Here is a 16726-nt window from a genome sequence, read left to right as displayed (position 1 = left end):
TCTGTCATGCTGAGCCTGCGAAGCACCTTATCACCAATGAACAAGTCGTTGAAGCGTGATAAGATGCTTCGCAAGCTCAGCATGACAGACGATTAGGATTACTACCCCACGCGAGATGCTTCGACAAGCTCAGCATGACGTGCTTTCTTCAGTGTGTTGTTTCGAGCAGACTATTGCTCCTCCACTTCACTCACAGCGTCGGCGTGGGTAGTGGCTTCGTAGGTGTCGGCGTATTTAAAATCGTCAAGCCAATAAGCAGAGCTTACCACTTCAAACGTAATTGAATTCGCTTCGGTATTGACCGTATTTAATTCCCAAAGCATAGACGCTGCTTCAGTGAATTTATCGCCTTCCAATTGCGTGGTGAATAGCCGATTTACTAGTGCCTTGTCATCCATGCCCTGGGCCAAGAGCCGCATCAGCGGAGCCGCGGGTGAGTCTGTCAGAATAGAAATATCCTCCGGATTTTCAGCGGTGCACTTAACTTGAAACTGTACGGCTTGCGTGCGGGGAAAAGTGCCGTTGTAGGCAGTGTGCAACAATTCGGTGGCTTTGTAAAAGCCTTTGTGCAGCGGCAATTCCGGGTTTTCTTCCCAGAGTTTTTCCGTGAGCATTTGATGCCCCAAATTCTCTATTTGACCCGCATTTAATTCCTCGGGAAATAAATAGGTCAACACTATTTCGGCGGCTTCGCGGGGCTCCATGTCGGTGAACGACATGAGGCACATTTCTTTTAATTCGGCCTCCTTTATTTCGTCTGGATTATCATAATTCATCTTCTTTAGAAGCTCTTTATAATCCGTGTTCTGCCAGGAGTTTGGCAATTCTGATAATGAGGTAAAGGATAAGCGCTCGACAGTGAACTTATGCATGGTAATGGGCTAACAGTAGGTTTCAGGGAATTTGCTGAGTTGCTGGGTGGATGCACCCGCAACAGCTGCGTTTACGCGCAAAGCCAGCAAACAACCGGAATAGACATGTAGAGACGCGTATTCGCGTCTTGGCGTTGAACGATGACGTCGAATCAATTCGAACGGCGCGGACGACGAGACGCGAATACGCTTATGCGCTTATCGGCAGGGTAAACAGAAAGCAGCTGCCCTTTTCGGGCTGGCTTTCTACCCATAGCTGGCCGCCCTGCGCGCTGATGAACTCCCGCGAGATGCTCAGGCCCAGGCCCGAGCTGCCGCCCTGGGCGGTGTGGCTGGGGCCGTCGGCGAAGCGCTGGAAGATGCGCTTGTGGTATTCGGCCGGGATGCCGGGGCCGCAGTCTTCCACGCTCACGCGCACAACTTCGCCCCATGGCACCACCCGAATGACCAGCGGGGCGCCCGTGGGCGAGTAGCGAATGGCGTTGGAAAGCAGGTTGATGAGCACCCAGGAGGTTTTTTCTACGTCGCCGTGGATACTCGGTAGACCGTCGGGCAGCTGCACGTCGAGCTGGAGCTGCTTGTCGTGGAGCTGGGGGTGCACGGTTTGGAGGGCGTAGCGGATGACCTCACCCAGCTCCATGTCTTTGGGGTTGAGCTTGATGCCAGCGCCGGCATCCAGGCGCGCCACGTCGATGAGCTGGCCCACCATGTTGAGCAGGCGCTGGGTTTCCTCGGCGATGCCGGTGGCCAGGCGCTGGCGCCCGGCGGCGTCGGTCCGTTCGTTTTGCAGCAGCATCAGGCTGAGCTTGATGCTGGCCAGGGGCGTTTTCAGCTCGTGCGAAATGGTGGCCAGGAACGACGATTTCAGCTCGTCGAGCTTCTTGAAATCGGAGACGTTTCGCAGGCAGAAGATGTGGCCGGCCGGGCTGGAGGGGGCACCCGGGCGGTGGCGGGTGTTTTCGATGGGGCTAATGCTGAGCTGAAAATGCGGGGAGCTGCCTTTGTGCGGAAAGTCAAACACGGGGTCGGGTACGTCGTCGTTGGCGAGGTTGGCTTCGGCCAGGGGCACCAGCAGCTCGCGAAACTTCTCGTGCTTGGCCGCTACGGTTTCCGCCGATTTGCCCACGAGGTCGGTGGGGGAGAGGCCGAGCAGGTCGCAGGCCACGGGGTTGGCCAATACGATGGTTTTTTGCTCGTCGAGCAGCAGGAGGCCTTCGTCTAGGCTTCTAACCAGGCTGTCCATGCGGATGCGCTCGGTGAAGAGCTCGGCCAGGATGGCGTGTCGCTCGTCCTGCGCCTGGCTCAGCACGTGGTTGACGGCCGCGGCGATGGTGCCCACTTCGTCGTGCCGGCCCACGCCTACGCGGTTGGTGGGGCCGGGGCCAGCCACCTGCTCCATGTCGGCGGTGAGGCGGTAGAGGGGGCGCACCACAATGCGCGGTAGCCGCACCATCATGGTGATGCCCACGGCGGTGCCGGCGCCCAGGAAGGCCAGCACGGTGCTGCGCGCCATGTTGAAGTCGGACGGCTCCAGGGTGTGCCCGCCTTCTTCAAGGTAATTGATGGTGAAATGGGCCGCGCCGCCCAGGCCCAGCAACAGCAGGAGCAGCAGGAAGATGCTGAGGCGGATTTTGAGTTTTAGGGACATGGTTGTTCAGACGACGGAACCTCACCCCCTAACCCCCTCTCCCGTGGAGAGGGGTGACTAGTTTCTAGTTTTAGAAAGTAGTGTTTTGAAGGTTTCGGAGAGAGAATGGCTGGATAGTGGCTAGAACTAGAGGCTAGTTCCCCCCTCTCCACGGGAGAGGGGGTTAGGGGGTGAGGTTCACGCGGGGCGGATTACTCCAGCCCGTACTCCTGCAGCTTGCGGTAGAGCGTGGTGAGGCCGATGCCCAACCGTTTGGCTACGTCGGGCTTGTTGCCTTCCAGCTCGCCCATCAGCTTGCCAATGTGGCGGGCTTCCAGGGCGCGCAGGCTTTCGTCGGCGGCGTCGGCGCCGGGCTTGGGGGGGCGGCCCAGGGCGTGGAATTCGTCGGGGAGGAAGTCGGCGGCCAGGGGTTCGCCGGCGGGGGCGAGGATGGCGGCGCGCTCGAGCACGTTTTTCAGCTCGCGCACATTGCCGGGCCAGGGGTAGCGTTGCAGCAATCTCAGGCAGTCGGATTCGAGGCCGGGGAGGCGCTTGCTGAGCTTGGCGGCGAAGTACTGCAGGAAGTGGTGGGCCAGGGGCGGCACGTCGGCGGGCCGGTCCTTGAGGGGCGGCACGTGGATGGTGAACACCGAGAGGCGGTAGTACAAATCGGGGCGGAAACGGCCTTCGGTGGCTTCCTGCTTGAGGTTGCGGTTGGTGGCGGCCACCAGGCGCACGTTCACCTTGGTGGGCTTGGTGTCGCCGAGCTTGGTGAACTGCTGCAGCTCGAGCACCCGCAGGAACTTGGCCTGCACGTTAAGCTCCAGCTCGCCGATTTCGTCTAAGAACAACGTGCCGCCGTTGGCTTCTTCCAGCAGGCCTTTCTTGTCGGTAAGGGCGCCGGTGAAGGCGCCTTTCTTATACCCAAACAGCTCCGATTCGAGCAAATCTTTGGGGAAGGCGCTGCAATTTACCGCCACGAAATTCTTGCCCTTCCGCCCGCTGGCCTGGTGAATGGCCTGGGCAAAGAGCTCCTTGCCGCTGCCGGTAGGCCCTTCCAGCAGCACGGTGCTGTCGGTGGGGGCTACTTGCTGGGCCAGTTTCTGCACCCGCTTCAGCTCCGCCGATTCGCCTATCATGGCCTCGAAGGTGTACTGCTGGCCCACGCGGCGCTCCAGCTCGGCCACGCGCTTGCGGAGGCGCGCTTTCTCGGCGGCGCGGTCGACCACTACCACCAGCTGCTGCTCAAAATCGCCCTTGGTGAGGTAGTCGAACGCGCCGAGCTTCATGGCCTTCACGCCGTCGGGGATGGTGCCGTAGGCGGTGAGCAGCACCACTTCGGCTTCGGGGGCGGCGGCTTTGTAACGCGGGAGCAGGTCCACGCCGTGGCCATCGGGCAGCTTCACGTCCGATATCACGAGCAGGATGTCGTCGGCGTGTTGCTGCAGCAGCTCTAGGCCGCGGTGGGCGTCGGGCGCTTGCAGCACGGTGTAGCCTTCCAGCTCCAGTACCTGGGCCAGCAGCTGGCGCAAGCGCGCTTCGTCGTCGATGATGAGCAGGGTACCGGTGGGCATCTTTTAGAAGGTAGAAAGGATTAATTCTTGGTGTGTTATTAGAACCTGTGGCCCTGCAGCATCAAAAGTATCTGCTTGGATAAGAAGTAGCAGTCGAGTGGCGCGTTTACCTTTCCGCCATGCCTACTAAAGAAAGCCGTGAGTTGTATCTATTGGAGAGGTTTCTTCCTGAGCTATTCTCGGATACTTACATCTTGTCCCAGCCGGCACCGCCTTTGCCCGATGCTATAGTTCAGGTAAGTGGGAAGAAGATTGGAATTGAAATGACGGCGCTCATACTAGATGAACAGTCGAGAGAGCGGGAAGCAAAACAAGACGCTATTCTAAATGAAGCACAAAAGCTGTTTGAGAAACAGCTTCACTTGCCGCTGCACGTCACTGTTGATTTTTCAGAATCAGGTAATTGGAAAAATCTTGAGCGAAAGCAGGTTGCGGGGCTACTTGCCGATGTTGTTAAACGATGCGTGTTAGCCGTGAAAGACCTTCCCGAAAGTCAAACTGAATTCACAATTCGAACAGAGGCGTTTGTTCATCCTTGCATTCACAGTGTCAGTATCTTCTTCTTAAGTCGGCTTACCGTTCCTTGCTGGACGCCAATCACAACTTTTTGGGTGCCTGATGCTCCCTTAGAGAAGATTCAGGAAATTATTAACAGGAAAAGTAAGAATGTAAATGGCTACTTGACCGGTTGTGATGAAGTGTGGCTTTTGATGCTAGAAACGGGTAGTCCTTCGTCTTACTATGACCATTTTGAAAAGCTACAAGAAGTCGCATTTGACAGTGGTTTTGCACGCACCTTAATTGGTCGAATTTCAAAAGGAGAATTGGTGACCTTACAAACAAAACGTGCTCTATAAAATCATTAAGCACTAACTCGAATCTCATTCTTAATATGCTCCACAAACTGGCCAAACTCCGGTTCGGCTTCGACGTTTTCGTGCCAGGCGAGGCCCATTTCGGCTAGGTTGTATTGGTGCTGGGGGCTGATGGTGGCGCCCGGCACGAGGGCCCCGGCCGCGTCGTGCTCGTAGCCGAGGAGCCAGAGGCGGTCGGCCAGGGCGGTGGTGGTCACTATGTCGTGCGAGACGATGATGACGGTGTTCAGCTCGTCCATGGTCGTGACTTCGACGATGATGCGTTTCACCTCGTCAATCATGGCCACGTCGAGGCCGGAGAAGGGCTCATCGAGCAGGATGAGGTGCTCGGAGCAGAGCAGCTGCTGGGCGATGGCCGCCCGCTGGCGCTGGCCGCCCGAGAGGTGGGCTGGGTACTTTTTGTGGTGCGGCGCGAGGCAGAACCGCTCCAGGTAGGACTCGACGTGCTGGCGGGCAACTTCGGGGGCGTGCTTGCGCTCGGCAGCCACCAGCAGGTTGTCGTAGAGCGTGCGGTGGTCGAACAGCGGGTAGCGTTGCTGCACGAAGCCCACCATGCCGGGCCGCGCGGGTTGCTGGGCTAGGCCCACTTCCACGGTGCCGGCGCTGGGCGGAATCAGCCCGGCCATGATGCGGCAAAGGACCGACTTGCCGATGCCCGAGCGGCCGTAGAAACCCACGACTTGGCCCTGGTGCATTTTGGGGCGGGTGATGTCGAGGATTTGGGCGTTGATGTCGCGCAGGACCAGCTCGTTGTTGAAGGACATGGAGACGCCGTTCAGGGTGAGGACGGGGTCTTTGTAGGCGTGGGTGTGGGTGGTCATGAGCGGGTGGGCGCCTCACCCCCCGGCCCCCTCTCCGAAAAGGAGAGGGGGAGCCACGGAGGCTTGGGTTAGCCGTTGAATTGATTGAAAAAATTCTGAATGATAAGTGGTCAGGCTCCCCCTCTCCTATTCGGAGAGGGGGCCGGGGGGTGAGGCGAACGTCAGGCGGTTCCTAAAGAGGAGTAAGGGAAAAACACCCTTCTCAATAGCACAAACACATAGTCCTGCGCGGCGCCAGTGGCCAGAATCACCAGCTGAATGGCCAGCACGCCATCCAGGTGCAAATACCGGTTTTGCTTATACAGCAGCAGGCCGATTCCGCCCTCTGACTGATACAGCGTTTCGACCAGCGTAATCATGGTCCAGATGATGGCGAAGTTTTGGCGCACCACTTCCAGCATTTCGTCGAGCTTGCCCAGCACCACCACTTCCCAGAAGCTGCGCCACTCGCCCATGCCCAGGGTGCGGGCGTGGTCCATTTCCTCTTGCGTGGTGGTCAAAATCACGCTCGTCATGCCCGTGACCAGGTACACCGTGGCGCCGAAAATGAGCACCGAAAGCTTCACCTGGTGCCCGGAGCTCACCATCAGGGCCATGAAAAAGGTGAGACCAGTGAGGGTGAGGTAGCGCATCTTGGAGGCCGCGTAGGCAATGGGCCGGAAGAAGGGCAGCGCCGTGAGGTAGGAGATGCCCAGCGCCAGCACCGTGGCAATGGCCAGGGCCTGCAGCGCCGTGGTCATGCTGGCCCACAGCTCCTGAATGAGGCCTTGGGTGGTGATGAGGTCGCCCAGCGAGCGAAAGACTTCGCCCAGGCTGGGGAACAGCTGCATGGGGTAGAATAGCCACACCAGCAGCAGGAGGGCCACCTGGCCGGCCACCATGGTGGTGAACAACAGGCGCGGCGGTTGGGCGTTGGGGGCGAAGAGCGTTTTCATTGGGAACGAAGAAAGGCGGTCAAACTCCCCTCCTCAGACGAGGAGGGGACGTCAAACCGCAGGTTTGACTGGGGTGGTTGACTCGTTGAACGTCTTGTTTGCGGGGCGTTTGGGTAGTCGTTTGGCAGTCGTTCGGGTATCGTTCAACGAATCCAACCACCCCCGTTCGAGCCGTTGGCTCGAACATCCCCTCCTTATCCAAGGAGGGGAGTTGTCGTTCTAGTTGCCCAGCACAATCTCTACTCGGCGATTCTTCGCTTTGCCGTCAACCGTAATGTTGCTGGCCACGGGCACGGTGGCGCCGTGGGCGTACACCTGCACGCGGCCTTCGGGGAAGGCGCTGCTGCTTTTGGCTTGCAGCCATTGCTGCACGGCCATGGCGCGGTCTTCGGAGAGTTGCTGGTTGGCTTGGGGGTCGCCGGTGTTGTCGGTGTGGCCGTGCACGGCTACTTTGAGGCGACCGGCTACCACCAGGTCGTCGAAGAGTTGGTTGAGTTGGCGCTCGGCGGCGGGGGTGAAGGTGCTCTTGCCGCTGGTGAACTCGATGTTCCAGGCGCGCTTGCTCACGCTGCGGCGGATTTCATCGTCGGCGGCAAACTGCTGGGTTTCGGCCGGGGCCACGGTTTTGCCTTTGTACTGGGCCTGCAGGCTCTTCAGGGGCGTGAGGTCCAGCATCTCGTCGAGGGGCACGTAGCTGGGCAGCTCCTTGGGGTAGAGCCGGCTTTGCACGTCGCCGAAGGTTTTGTACACGGCGGCGTAGATGTTGGTGCCGCCTTCATCCAGGCCAAACAGGTTGAGGTTGTCGCTGAAGTTGAAGGCTTTGCTGCCGCCCAGCTCCACTACTTCGCCGTTGCGGTCGGCTTCACTCACGCCCTTGTAGTACTTCAGCCAGTAGGCGCCGGGCTTATCCTGGTCGCCGTACACGGTCGCCGAAATGTCGGCGGCGCGGGCCAGGGCTTCGGGGTGCGATTTTACTTGGTCGCCGGCCACGGCAAAGGCCGTCATCAGGCCCAGCACTTGCTTGGGGTGGGCATCGTACCAGCGCTTGGTCGTCACCATGATGTTGGGCATCTGGTTGGAGTAATCCTTGGTCGACACGATGTTGACGAGGCCGCCGCGCTGCTTGGCAATGTTCACGTCGCCGGGCGTCCAGGTGGCCACGGCGTCGGCCACCACGTCGGTTTTCACGCCGGTGTTCTTGCCATTCAGCACCTTGGTGCGCTCTTCGGGCTTGCCAAGGATGTACTTTTCGGCAGCCACCAGGAAGTCGGAGGCGGCCATGAAGTTCACGGCGTCGGGGTCGTAGGTGGTTTCGTCGGGGTTTACTTTCAGGCCGTTGTCGGCGCACCATTTTAGGGCAATGTTCTGGTCGCCGTCGCGCAAGTAGCAGGCTATGGTTTTGCCCAGGGCTACTTTGGGGTTGTCGAGCCATTCTTTGGGGGCCATCAGCTTGTCTTCGCCAAAGGATTTGCCCACCGAGTAGGGGATGATTTGCAGGCTGGTGCCAGCCTTCTGCAGCTGCGTTTGTACGGCCGAGAAGGCGGGCAGGCCGTCGCCCATGATGCTCACAATCAGGCCCGGCGTTTCGGGGTTGTTTTGTAGGTCGAGGGCGTTTTTCACCAGGTCTGCCTGCATTTTGCTCACGTCGTCCTGGCGCACAATCTGCAGGTCGAGGCCATTGGCGGCCATGCTGGAGCCGGTGGTGGTGCGGGGGCCGCCGTTGGCCAGCATGCCGGCCATCTGGCTGTTCCAGGCCATCACCTCCCACACGACTTTGGTGCCCTTGTCGGCGGGCGCGGTGCCGGGCATCGGCGCCAGCGGTACCACGATGTTGGCGCGGTTGCTGCCGGTAGCCGCGGGCAGTTCAATCGAATTGAGTAGGACTGACTGCGTTTCGGCTTTTTTGAATACGATTCCGCTGGCTATCAATTTATTGATGCCGAAGTAAAGGGCGGCTACGATAAGCAGGCCGATTACGATTTTACCACGTGTTGTCATTTCAGTGAAGAATTAAGGAATGATGGCGCAGGGCTTTGCCCTGTGCCGATTATTGACCGGCCTCTGGCCGGCTGACGGTGAGCGAGGCTACCGAAAGGCATTCGGGTCGTCCGGAGGTGCGGGCCGCAGGCCCGCGCCATCGTGTTGCCTTGGCTCGCCCAGCATGCTCACCAAGCAGCAGGCCAGCAACAGGCTAATCAAGCAGGCTAGAATAGGCATCATCGGAAGCTTTCTTAGTGGCGGCGTAAGACTGTTGCGCCTGCGGCTTTTCATTAAGCACGGCGTTGAAATCGCCGTTTTGGTACTTGGTGAGCAGGCGCTGGCCCTTCTCGCTCATCACGCCGTTCTGGATATCCATCTCCTTCACGAACTCCTGCGAGTAGCGCATGGCCTGCTTGATTTGGCCGAGCCGCTGGGCCATGTCCTGGGCCACGCGGTCGGTGGCGAGGTCGAAGAAGTACTTCTTGTCGGGGTCGCCGCGCAGGATGTTCATGGCGGCGCGCATGCCGGAGCTGGTGCGTTTCACTAGCTCGTATTCGTCTTTCAAGAGGTTTACTTTGAATTTGCTGCCGTCAATCTGGCGCAGGGCGGCTTTCAGAATCTGGCGCATCACCACGCTCACGTTGGCCGTGGTGGTGGCCATGGGCTGCAGACGGCGGTTGTAGTCTTCAAGCTGGGCGGCACGGCTGGCGTAGCTCTCGGCCATGTCCTTCTCGCCCTGGCGGGTGGCGGAGCTGGCCAGGGCCAGATATTCCTTCATCTGGGTGGTGTTGGCGGCCAGCTTGCGCTTCACCAGCTCGTGGGCACCTTCGATGTTGGTCACTTCGGCGTCCATCTTCCGGGCTTCCTGCTCGGTGTTTTTGATGTAGTCTTGCATGATGCCGATGGGGTCGGTGTTGACGAAAATGCCCGCCATGGTGCGCAGCACGCGCTGCCCGGCATACCACAGCCCGGCGTGAATGCGCTTGTTCGTGACCAGCAAAAACAGCACAAACAGCATCCCCAGCCCAATGCCCAGCTTCACGCTGTTGAAGACCATGTCGACCAAAAAGGGCAAAATCACGCCCCAGTAGTACACGGCGGTGCCTATCAAGCCAACCAGCACCACGCGGCCGGCCACCTTTTCGGGCTTCTGCCACTTGGGCAGCCCGGTGTCGTTGTCAGAAGAAGTAAGTAGCGTATTCATGGCATTAAGCGGTTTGAGAATTGGTGGAAGGAGAGGGGTTGAGGAAGTTTTGGGCGGCCTGGCGGTGGGCCTGTAGCTCGGCCGCCGCGGCGGCATTGGCTAGCTCGTAGGAGGCCAGGGCGGCCTGGGTCTTTTGCCGCTCGGCCTGCGCCTGCTGCTGGATTTCGCGCAGCTGCTGGCTTTTGCCGGTTAGCTGCTGGGTGAGGCTTGCTACTTCGGCTTGCAGTTGGTTTTCGCGCTGTTGTAGTAGCGCCAGCGGACCGGGTGGAGCTTTGGCATCGGGCGTTTCGCCTAGCTTTTCGCGGTGGCGCTGCAGCACCTTGGCGCGGTCGTCGGCCAGCTTGTGAGCCAGCTGCTCGGCCGAGGCCAGCAGCGTGGGGCGGTCTACTCCAGTAAGGGCGTTGAAGGCGTTGAAGGCCGTCTGGTAGAGCAGGGGGCCGGTGAGGCCACTGCTGGCCATGCTGCCCACCATCTTGGTATAGGTGCCGAAGTCCTTGCCGTCGCCGGCTAGCAGGCTGGCGATGTGGTCGAGGTGGCGCTGTTCGGCCTGCGTGACGATTGTCGCCGACCCGGCCGAGTCCTTTGCGGCGCCTGCGGCTGGCTGGGCCGGAAGCGGCTGCGGTGCCGGAATAGCAGCTTCGGCCGGGGCCTGTCCATCGTCTTCGATGAAAAAGCCCTTGGCGACTTTGGTGAGGTTGTTAAGGATATCCATGGCAGCGTGTGTTTGGTGACTTCCACGCTATGCCAATACCAGTGCCGTTTCCGTAATTAATTTTCGGATGCTGTGTCTATTGATTGATATTGAGAGTATTAAACAAAAAATCCCCGCCGAGCACGGGGCTCAGCGGGGATGAATTTTTCCAAAATGGAAAGGCTAATTTTTCATTTCAATAATGGTAGAGCATGTAGAACGTCATGCTGAGCATAGCCGAAGCATCTCGCTCGCGCCGCCTGTCATGCTGACGAAGGAAGCATCTTATCGCCTCTGAATGACCGTTGTGGTGTGAGAAGGTGCTTCGCAAGCTCAGCATGACAGACGATTGTAATTGCTGCGGCACGCGAGATGCTTCGGCTGCGCTCAGCATGACGTTCAAAAAGAAGCGTCGACTCAACTACAATTTTAGCAAGCTGAAAAGCCCAGCAGAATGCCCACTTCTCTGAGCCTACTACGCCACAGCCGTCTGCGGCATCCGGCGCAGCAGCCACTGAAACAGCTTTTCCGCGTCATCTTGATGGAATAGCTCAGTACCGGAATTCATGGTAGCCGCCGAGCCGCAGGCCACGCCCAGGCGCACGGCCTCGCGCACGGGGCGGCCCTGGCAGAGGGCGAACACCATGCCGGCCACCATGCTATCGCCGGCCCCCACGGTGCTGCGTTTCTTCACGCAGGGCGCCGCAATGTGCTCCTCCTCGTCCTTGGTGACGAGGTAGGCGCCGTTGGCTCCCAGTGATACTACCACGATTTCACATTTGCCCGCGTTAATAATGGTGCGGGCAGCATCGGCGGCCGATTCGGTGTCTAGCGATTCGGCCCCCACCAGGCGGCTCAGTTCGCCCAGGTTGGGCTTTAGCAGGAACACCCCTTCGTTCACGGCGCTTTGCAGAGCCTTGTCCGAGGTGTCGACAATGAGCTTGGCACCCACGCTGCGGGCCCAGTGGGCAATCCGGCCCATGAACTCGGGCTCCATGCCGGGGGGCAAGCTGCCGCTGGCCACCAGCACATCGGGAACGGGGTTTAGTCCGGCCAGGGTGGCCAAAAGCTGGTCCTGCTCTTCTTCGAGGAGCAATCTGCCGGGCATGCCGAAGCGGTACTGCTGGTTGTTGGAAGCATCTACTACGATGAAGTTTTCGCGGGTCCAGCCTTCGGTACGCACCGGCTGAATGGCAACGCCCTCGTCGGTCAGCAGCTGTTGCAGGATTTCACCGGGAGGGCCGCCAGCGGTGAACACGGCCTTCGAATCGATGCCCAGACGCTTAAGCGCGCGCGCCACATTGATACCGCCGCCACCGGCTTCAAACTTGGGGGTTGAGCAGCGGATTTTATGGTCCGGCACTATCTGGGGAGCCACAGTGCTCTTGTCGATGGCCGGATTGAGGGTGAGGGTGACAACGTTTTTCATTGCAGAGAGTGCGTAGGTTTCGATTGTCTTAACGGAAGGCGTGCACCTCACGATGCCATAAATCAGTATTTTCTGGCTTGTCCGGCCACCTAGCGCAACACTATTGCACCAAAATCATGGCCGAGCTGGCGGGCACCTGCAAGGCCGCGCCGGCCTGCTCTACCCGGCCAATGCCTTTTTCCTTGAGCTGGTCGCCGCATAGCACCACTGTGTACTTGCCATCGGGAATGGGCACGTTCACCGGCGTGCGGTTGCCGTTGAATATCACCACAATGTTCTGCCAGGCATCGCCGCCGGCGTGGTCTTTCAAACGATAGGCTATGGTGCCGGCGGGCACGTTGGGCAGAAACTCCAAGTGCCGCTGCACCAGCTCCGTGGTGGGCAGGCGGAAGGCTGGGTGCGCGGCCCGCAGCGCAATCAGCCGGCGATAAAAGTCATACACCGACTGGTACCGGGCCTTACGGCCCCAGTCGAGCTGGTTCACGCTGTCGGGCTGGTTGTAGGAATTGTGTGAGCCGCCCTTGGTGCGCAGAAACTCATCGCCCACTGGCAAAAACGGCACTCCCTGCGACGTGAAAACAATAGTGTTGCTCAGCAAATCCATCTTAATCAGCTCTTCCTCCGAAGCCCCGGGGTTGGCTACTTTGAGCTTATCCCAGAGCACCCGGTCGTCATGGCAGGCCACGTAGTTGATGGCTTGCGATGGCGAGGACGCCCAGGGTGCTTTGGAGTAATTCACCTTTGCGTAGTCGAGTTGCGGGTGCTGGGTGGCGGCCACAATGCCAAACTTCACGCTTTCTTCCAGGCCGGGGTGGCCGCTGGCGAAGCCCGGCTCGGTCTGGTGGGCGTAGTGGCCCTTCACGCCGTCGCGCAGCTCGTCGCCGAAGGCCGCAATGCGCGGCAGCTTGCCCACGTTGGCTTTCACGGCGCGACGGGCTTCGGGCAGGGGCGAGGGGCCGGCGGTCCAGCCTTCGCCGTACACGAAAATGGAATGGTCCTGCAGGTCGAGCGCCACCCGCACGGCACGCATGGTTTCGATGTCGAGGATGCCCATCAGGTCGAAACGGAAGCCGTCGGCGTGGTACTCTTTGGCCCAGTACGCCACCGATTCCACAATGAGCTTGCGCACCATGGGCCGCTCCGAGGCCACCTCGTTACCGCAGGCCGCGGCATCAGACAGGCTGCCGTCGGGCTTGTGGCGGTAATAGTAGCCGGGCACCAACTGCTCGAAGCTGCTACGGGCCGCGTCGGCGGTGTGGTTATACACCACGTCGAGCACCACGCGCAGGCCCTGGCTGTGCAGGTTGCCCACCATTTGCTTGAACTCCCGGATGCGGGCGGCCGGGTCGGCAGCATCAGTGGCGTAGGTGCCTTCGGGCACGGAGTAGTGCAGCGGGTCGTAGCCCCAGTTGTAGCGGTTGGCGCTGGCGGGCAGGCTCTCGTCGATACTTGCAAAGTCGTTGGTGGGCAGCAGGTGCACATGGGTGAGGCCCAGTTCCACCAGGTGTTCGAGGCTGGTGGTCACGCCGCCCGGGCCGCGCGTGCCGAGCTGGGCCGCGCCCAGGTACTTACCCTTCTGCCGAATGCCCGACTGCGGGTGCATGCTCAGGTCGCGCAGGTGCACTTCGCCAATCACGATGTCGGTGAGCTGCTTCAGGGCTGGACGCAGGTCGTCGGCCCAGCCGGGCGGGCTCACCGTAGCAGGATTGAGCACGGCGCCGCGCTGGCCGTTCACGCCCACGGCGTGCACATAGGGGTCGGCCACTTCGGCCCTTTTCTTACCCTTAATCGTAGCCTGCACGGTGTAAAAGCCGGTGGCGCCGGCCGGCAGCGCGTAAGTCCAGGTGCCACCTTCGGCCTTCGTCATAGGGTAGTCGGCCTTCGCGGTGCCCCCCGTGCCAGTAGCGTACAGGCGCAGCTGCAGGGCCTCGGCCGTGGGGGCCCACACGCGCAGGGTGGCCTGAGCGCCGCGCCAGGTCAGGCCGAGGTCGGGGCCGTTGTAGGTCGGGTACTTGGTGAAGTCGGGGAGGGGCTGGGCCGGGGCGGTGGGAGCAGCGGAAAAAAGCACAAGCAGCAGCAAAAGCGGACGAATCATACTCGCAAGTTCAGACTTAAGACAGAATGAACGGCTAACTCCCCTCCTCAGCTGAGGAGGGGATGTTCGAGCCAAAGGCTCGAACGGGGGTGGTTGACCTCGTTGAACGACACCCGAACAATACTAGCACGATTCTACAGCGAGTTGTTCCACCATCGTTCAACGAGTTCAACCACCCCAGCTGGCGCTTCGCGCCAGCGTCCCCTCCTTAGCTAAGGAGGGGAGTTTGATGTTCAATCTCCAGCTTCGTCCCGACCGATAAATCGCCCCTCGCCGTCGATACAATTCCCCTCACAGTCGGTTTGGCCTGTACTTGGCCCTCTCCATTGGTTAAGTTTGTTTAGACTCTTTCCCATAACATGGCTGCACTTCCGCCCCGTCCTTACCTCACACCGCTCATTCACGTGCTGGTGTGGGGGCTGTTCGGACTCACTTTTTTGCTGTTCCAGCCTCTCACGGGCCGGCTCGTCATGCCCCCGGAATTCTGGTTGAAGCAGGGCCTGATGTTCTGCGTGTGGGTAGTTTCCTTCTACCTCACCGCCAAGGTCAGCGTGCCGAAGCTGCTTTTCCAGGGACGCACCGGCTGGTTTGTGCTAACTCTGGTAGGCACCACCTTGGCCGTGGTGCTCATCAGCCGTTTCCTGGAATCAGCCCTGAACCTACCCGAGCTGCTGGACAAAGCCTTCGAAGCCGCGGCAGGCCGGCCCCGCCTCCTGCGCCAGACCGGGCCGCGGTTCGATTCCATGGGCCTGCTCATCTCCATGTTTGTGCAGGGCATTGCCACCAGCATCACGGTGGTGCAGAAGTGGCAGAAAGACGCTCAGATACGCCAGAGCCTCGAGCAGCAGCGCGTCAGCTCCGAGCTGTCGGTGCTCAAGGCCCAGATTAATCCGCACTTCTTCTTCAACACCCTTAACAACATCTACGCCCTCACGCTGCTCGACGGCGAGGAGGCCCGCACCGCCATTCACCGGCTCTCGCGCATGATGCGCTACGTGCTCTACGACACCGCCGGCGGCTTCACCCTGCTCAGCCAGGAGGTGGCCTTCGTGCAGGACTACATCACCTTGATGCAGCTCCGGCTCGATGACCGGGTAACCGTCACCTTCGAGCGCCCCGACCCCCTGCGCGACGTGCCCGTGGCGCCCATGCTGCTCTTGCCCTTTCTCGAAAATGCGTTCAAGCACGGCGTGGCCGCCACCCAGGCCAGCCACATCTACATTGCCCTGCGCCAGCCCGCCCCCCAGACCATAGAGCTGGAAGTGCGCAACACCCGCCTAATGCTACCCTCCACCGACCTCACGGGCAGCAACGGCATCGGCTTGGCCAACACCAGGCGGCGCCTCGATTTGCTGTATCCCGGTCGCTTCAACCTGATGGTCGACGACCACACGCCCACCAACGAGTTTCTGGTGCACCTAACCTTACAAGTCGCATGAGCAGCCTGCCGCCTCTCAAATGCATTGCCGTTGACGACGAGCCCCTGGCCTTAGGCCTGGTGGCCTCGTTTGTCCAGAAAACGCCATTTCTGGAGCTGGTGGGCCGATTTGGCAGTGCCGTCGAAGCCCTTAAGTACCTCCACGAGAACCCCGGCACCGTCGATTTGGCCTTCCTCGATATTCAGATGCAGGAGCTCACCGGCCTGGAGTTGGCCCGGGTGCTGGGCCCCAGCGGCCCACGGGTCGTTTTCACCACCGCTTTCAGCCAGTATGCAGTGGAAGGCTACCGCGTCGATGCCCTCGATTACCTGGTCAAGCCCTTCAACTACGAAGAATTCCTGCGGGCCGCAGGCAAAGCCCGCGCCTACGCCGAGCTCACGGCAAACCATGCTCACTCGCCCGCTTCAAACGGCCCGGAGGAAGAAGAGTACCTATTCCTGAAAGCCGACTACCAACTGGTGCGGGTGGCACTCAGCGACATCCTATATGTGGAGGGGCTGAAAGACTACGTTAAAGTCCACCTCAAAAGCACGCCCCGGGCCTTGCTCTCTCTCATGAGCCTCAAGGCCATGGAAGAGAAGCTGCCTGTCCGCCGCTTCATGCGCATCCACCGCTCGTTTATCGTAGCGCTCGATAAAATCGAAGCCGTGCGCCGCCTCACCGTGCAGATTGGGGCCGTCACCATTCCGGTGGGCGACCAGTACAAGGATGCCTTCATCCAGTTTCTGAGTCGCTGGACCTAAAAACCACCGAGGGCAAGCAGGCAGGTACAGGGCACCGGGCTCGGTAAGTCAGGTAAATGAAAGTGCGCGCCCACCAAGTCCAAGCGCTGGCTGCTAATGCAGTCGGGTGGGCAAGGTGTGCCCTTTTCTCGGAGCCGTAGCGGCGGCTGTAGGTTATAAAACCCTTGGCGCAATAAAACGGGCTGGCTATACGATATATAGTGAGAAACCAGAGCGCACCTTCCCTTTTATATTCAAAATGGCTGTTGTTCTGATTGTTGAGGTAAACGGGAGTGCCTTGCCGCTTCAATCGACCTGCGAAATAATGGACCAATGGAATGGATTCCAGGGGCATGAGTATTAAATATTCAGATTTGCTGTTATTATACTCCTCCGCGGTGTGCTCTTCAAGGTGATTGTTAATCAAAGCATAAGATGCATTTCCGATTTTGATAATATTTA

Annotated in this window: 13 protein-coding genes; 3 read left to right on the top strand and 10 right to left on the bottom strand. The window is 59.8% G+C overall.

What is annotated here, in order from left to right; translation table 11 throughout:
• Positions 1-170 precede the first annotated feature (170 nt).
• The 3 genes from BMZ66_RS06270 to BMZ66_RS06260 form a co-directional block, all read right to left on the bottom strand.
• The gene (locus tag BMZ66_RS06270) at positions 171-872 is read right to left on the bottom strand and encodes a hypothetical protein (RefSeq protein ID WP_143080075.1); all 702 of its coding nucleotides are present in this window, start codon (positions 870-872) and stop codon (positions 171-173) included.
• Between the two features lie 190 nt (positions 873-1062).
• Positions 1063-2520, bottom strand: coding sequence for an ATP-binding protein (locus BMZ66_RS06265; protein ID WP_092670069.1), 1458 nt, complete (start codon positions 2518-2520; stop codon positions 1063-1065).
• 191 nt (positions 2521-2711) lie between these two features.
• Positions 2712-4073: a sigma-54-dependent transcriptional regulator gene (locus tag BMZ66_RS06260; RefSeq protein ID WP_092670067.1), complete on the bottom strand. Its 1362-nt coding sequence runs from the start codon at positions 4071-4073 to the stop codon at positions 2712-2714.
• Positions 4074-4192: 119 nt separating this feature from the next.
• On the opposite strand from BMZ66_RS06260, the gene BMZ66_RS06255 reads away from it, so the two are divergent.
• Positions 4193-4930: a hypothetical protein gene (locus BMZ66_RS06255; RefSeq protein WP_092670065.1), complete on the top strand. Its 738-nt coding sequence runs from the start codon at positions 4193-4195 to the stop codon at positions 4928-4930.
• A gap of 5 nt (positions 4931-4935) precedes the next feature.
• On the opposite strand, the gene BMZ66_RS06250 is transcribed toward BMZ66_RS06255, so the two are convergent.
• From BMZ66_RS06250 to pulA, 7 genes are all read right to left on the bottom strand, one after another.
• Complete coding sequence (locus tag BMZ66_RS06250) at positions 4936-5769, bottom strand: ATP-binding cassette domain-containing protein (RefSeq protein WP_092670063.1); 834 nt, start codon at positions 5767-5769, stop codon at positions 4936-4938.
• A 161-nt stretch (positions 5770-5930) separates the two neighbouring features.
• Positions 5931-6704: an ABC transporter permease gene (locus BMZ66_RS06245; RefSeq protein WP_092670061.1), complete on the bottom strand. Its 774-nt coding sequence runs from the start codon at positions 6702-6704 to the stop codon at positions 5931-5933.
• Between the two features lie 219 nt (positions 6705-6923).
• On the bottom strand, positions 6924-8702 hold the full coding sequence (locus BMZ66_RS06240; RefSeq protein ID WP_092670059.1) for an OmpA family protein: 1779 nt from the start codon (positions 8700-8702) through the stop codon (positions 6924-6926).
• 193 nt (positions 8703-8895) lie between these two features.
• A complete protein-coding gene (locus BMZ66_RS06235; protein WP_092670057.1) occupies positions 8896-9888 on the bottom strand; it encodes a hypothetical protein in 993 nt (330 codons plus the stop codon).
• 4 nt (positions 9889-9892) lie between these two features.
• Entirely contained in the window at positions 9893-10600 is a 708-nt protein-coding gene (locus BMZ66_RS06230; RefSeq protein WP_092670055.1) for a hypothetical protein, read from the bottom strand.
• Positions 10601-11054: 454 nt separating this feature from the next.
• The gene (locus BMZ66_RS06225) at positions 11055-12008 is read right to left on the bottom strand and encodes a 1-phosphofructokinase family hexose kinase (protein WP_092670053.1); all 954 of its coding nucleotides are present in this window, start codon (positions 12006-12008) and stop codon (positions 11055-11057) included.
• A 100-nt stretch (positions 12009-12108) separates the two neighbouring features.
• On the bottom strand, positions 12109-14103 hold the full coding sequence (gene pulA, locus BMZ66_RS06220; protein ID WP_092670051.1) for a type I pullulanase: 1995 nt from the start codon (positions 14101-14103) through the stop codon (positions 12109-12111).
• Between the two features lie 359 nt (positions 14104-14462).
• Between pulA and BMZ66_RS06215 the strand changes: the two genes are divergently transcribed.
• On the top strand, positions 14463-15542 hold the full coding sequence (locus BMZ66_RS06215; protein WP_092670049.1) for a sensor histidine kinase: 1080 nt from the start codon (positions 14463-14465) through the stop codon (positions 15540-15542).
• The gene (locus tag BMZ66_RS06210) at positions 15539-16285 is read left to right on the top strand and encodes a LytR/AlgR family response regulator transcription factor (protein ID WP_092670047.1); all 747 of its coding nucleotides are present in this window, start codon (positions 15539-15541) and stop codon (positions 16283-16285) included. Before BMZ66_RS06215 ends, BMZ66_RS06210 begins: the two co-directional genes overlap by 4 nt.
• Positions 16286-16726: the final 441 nt, after the last annotated feature.

It is taken from the genome of Hymenobacter arizonensis (assembly GCF_900115775.1).
In the GTDB taxonomy this organism is placed as follows: domain Bacteria; phylum Bacteroidota; class Bacteroidia; order Cytophagales; family Hymenobacteraceae; genus Hymenobacter; species Hymenobacter arizonensis.
This window is presented reverse-complemented; position numbering and strand designations above follow the sequence as displayed.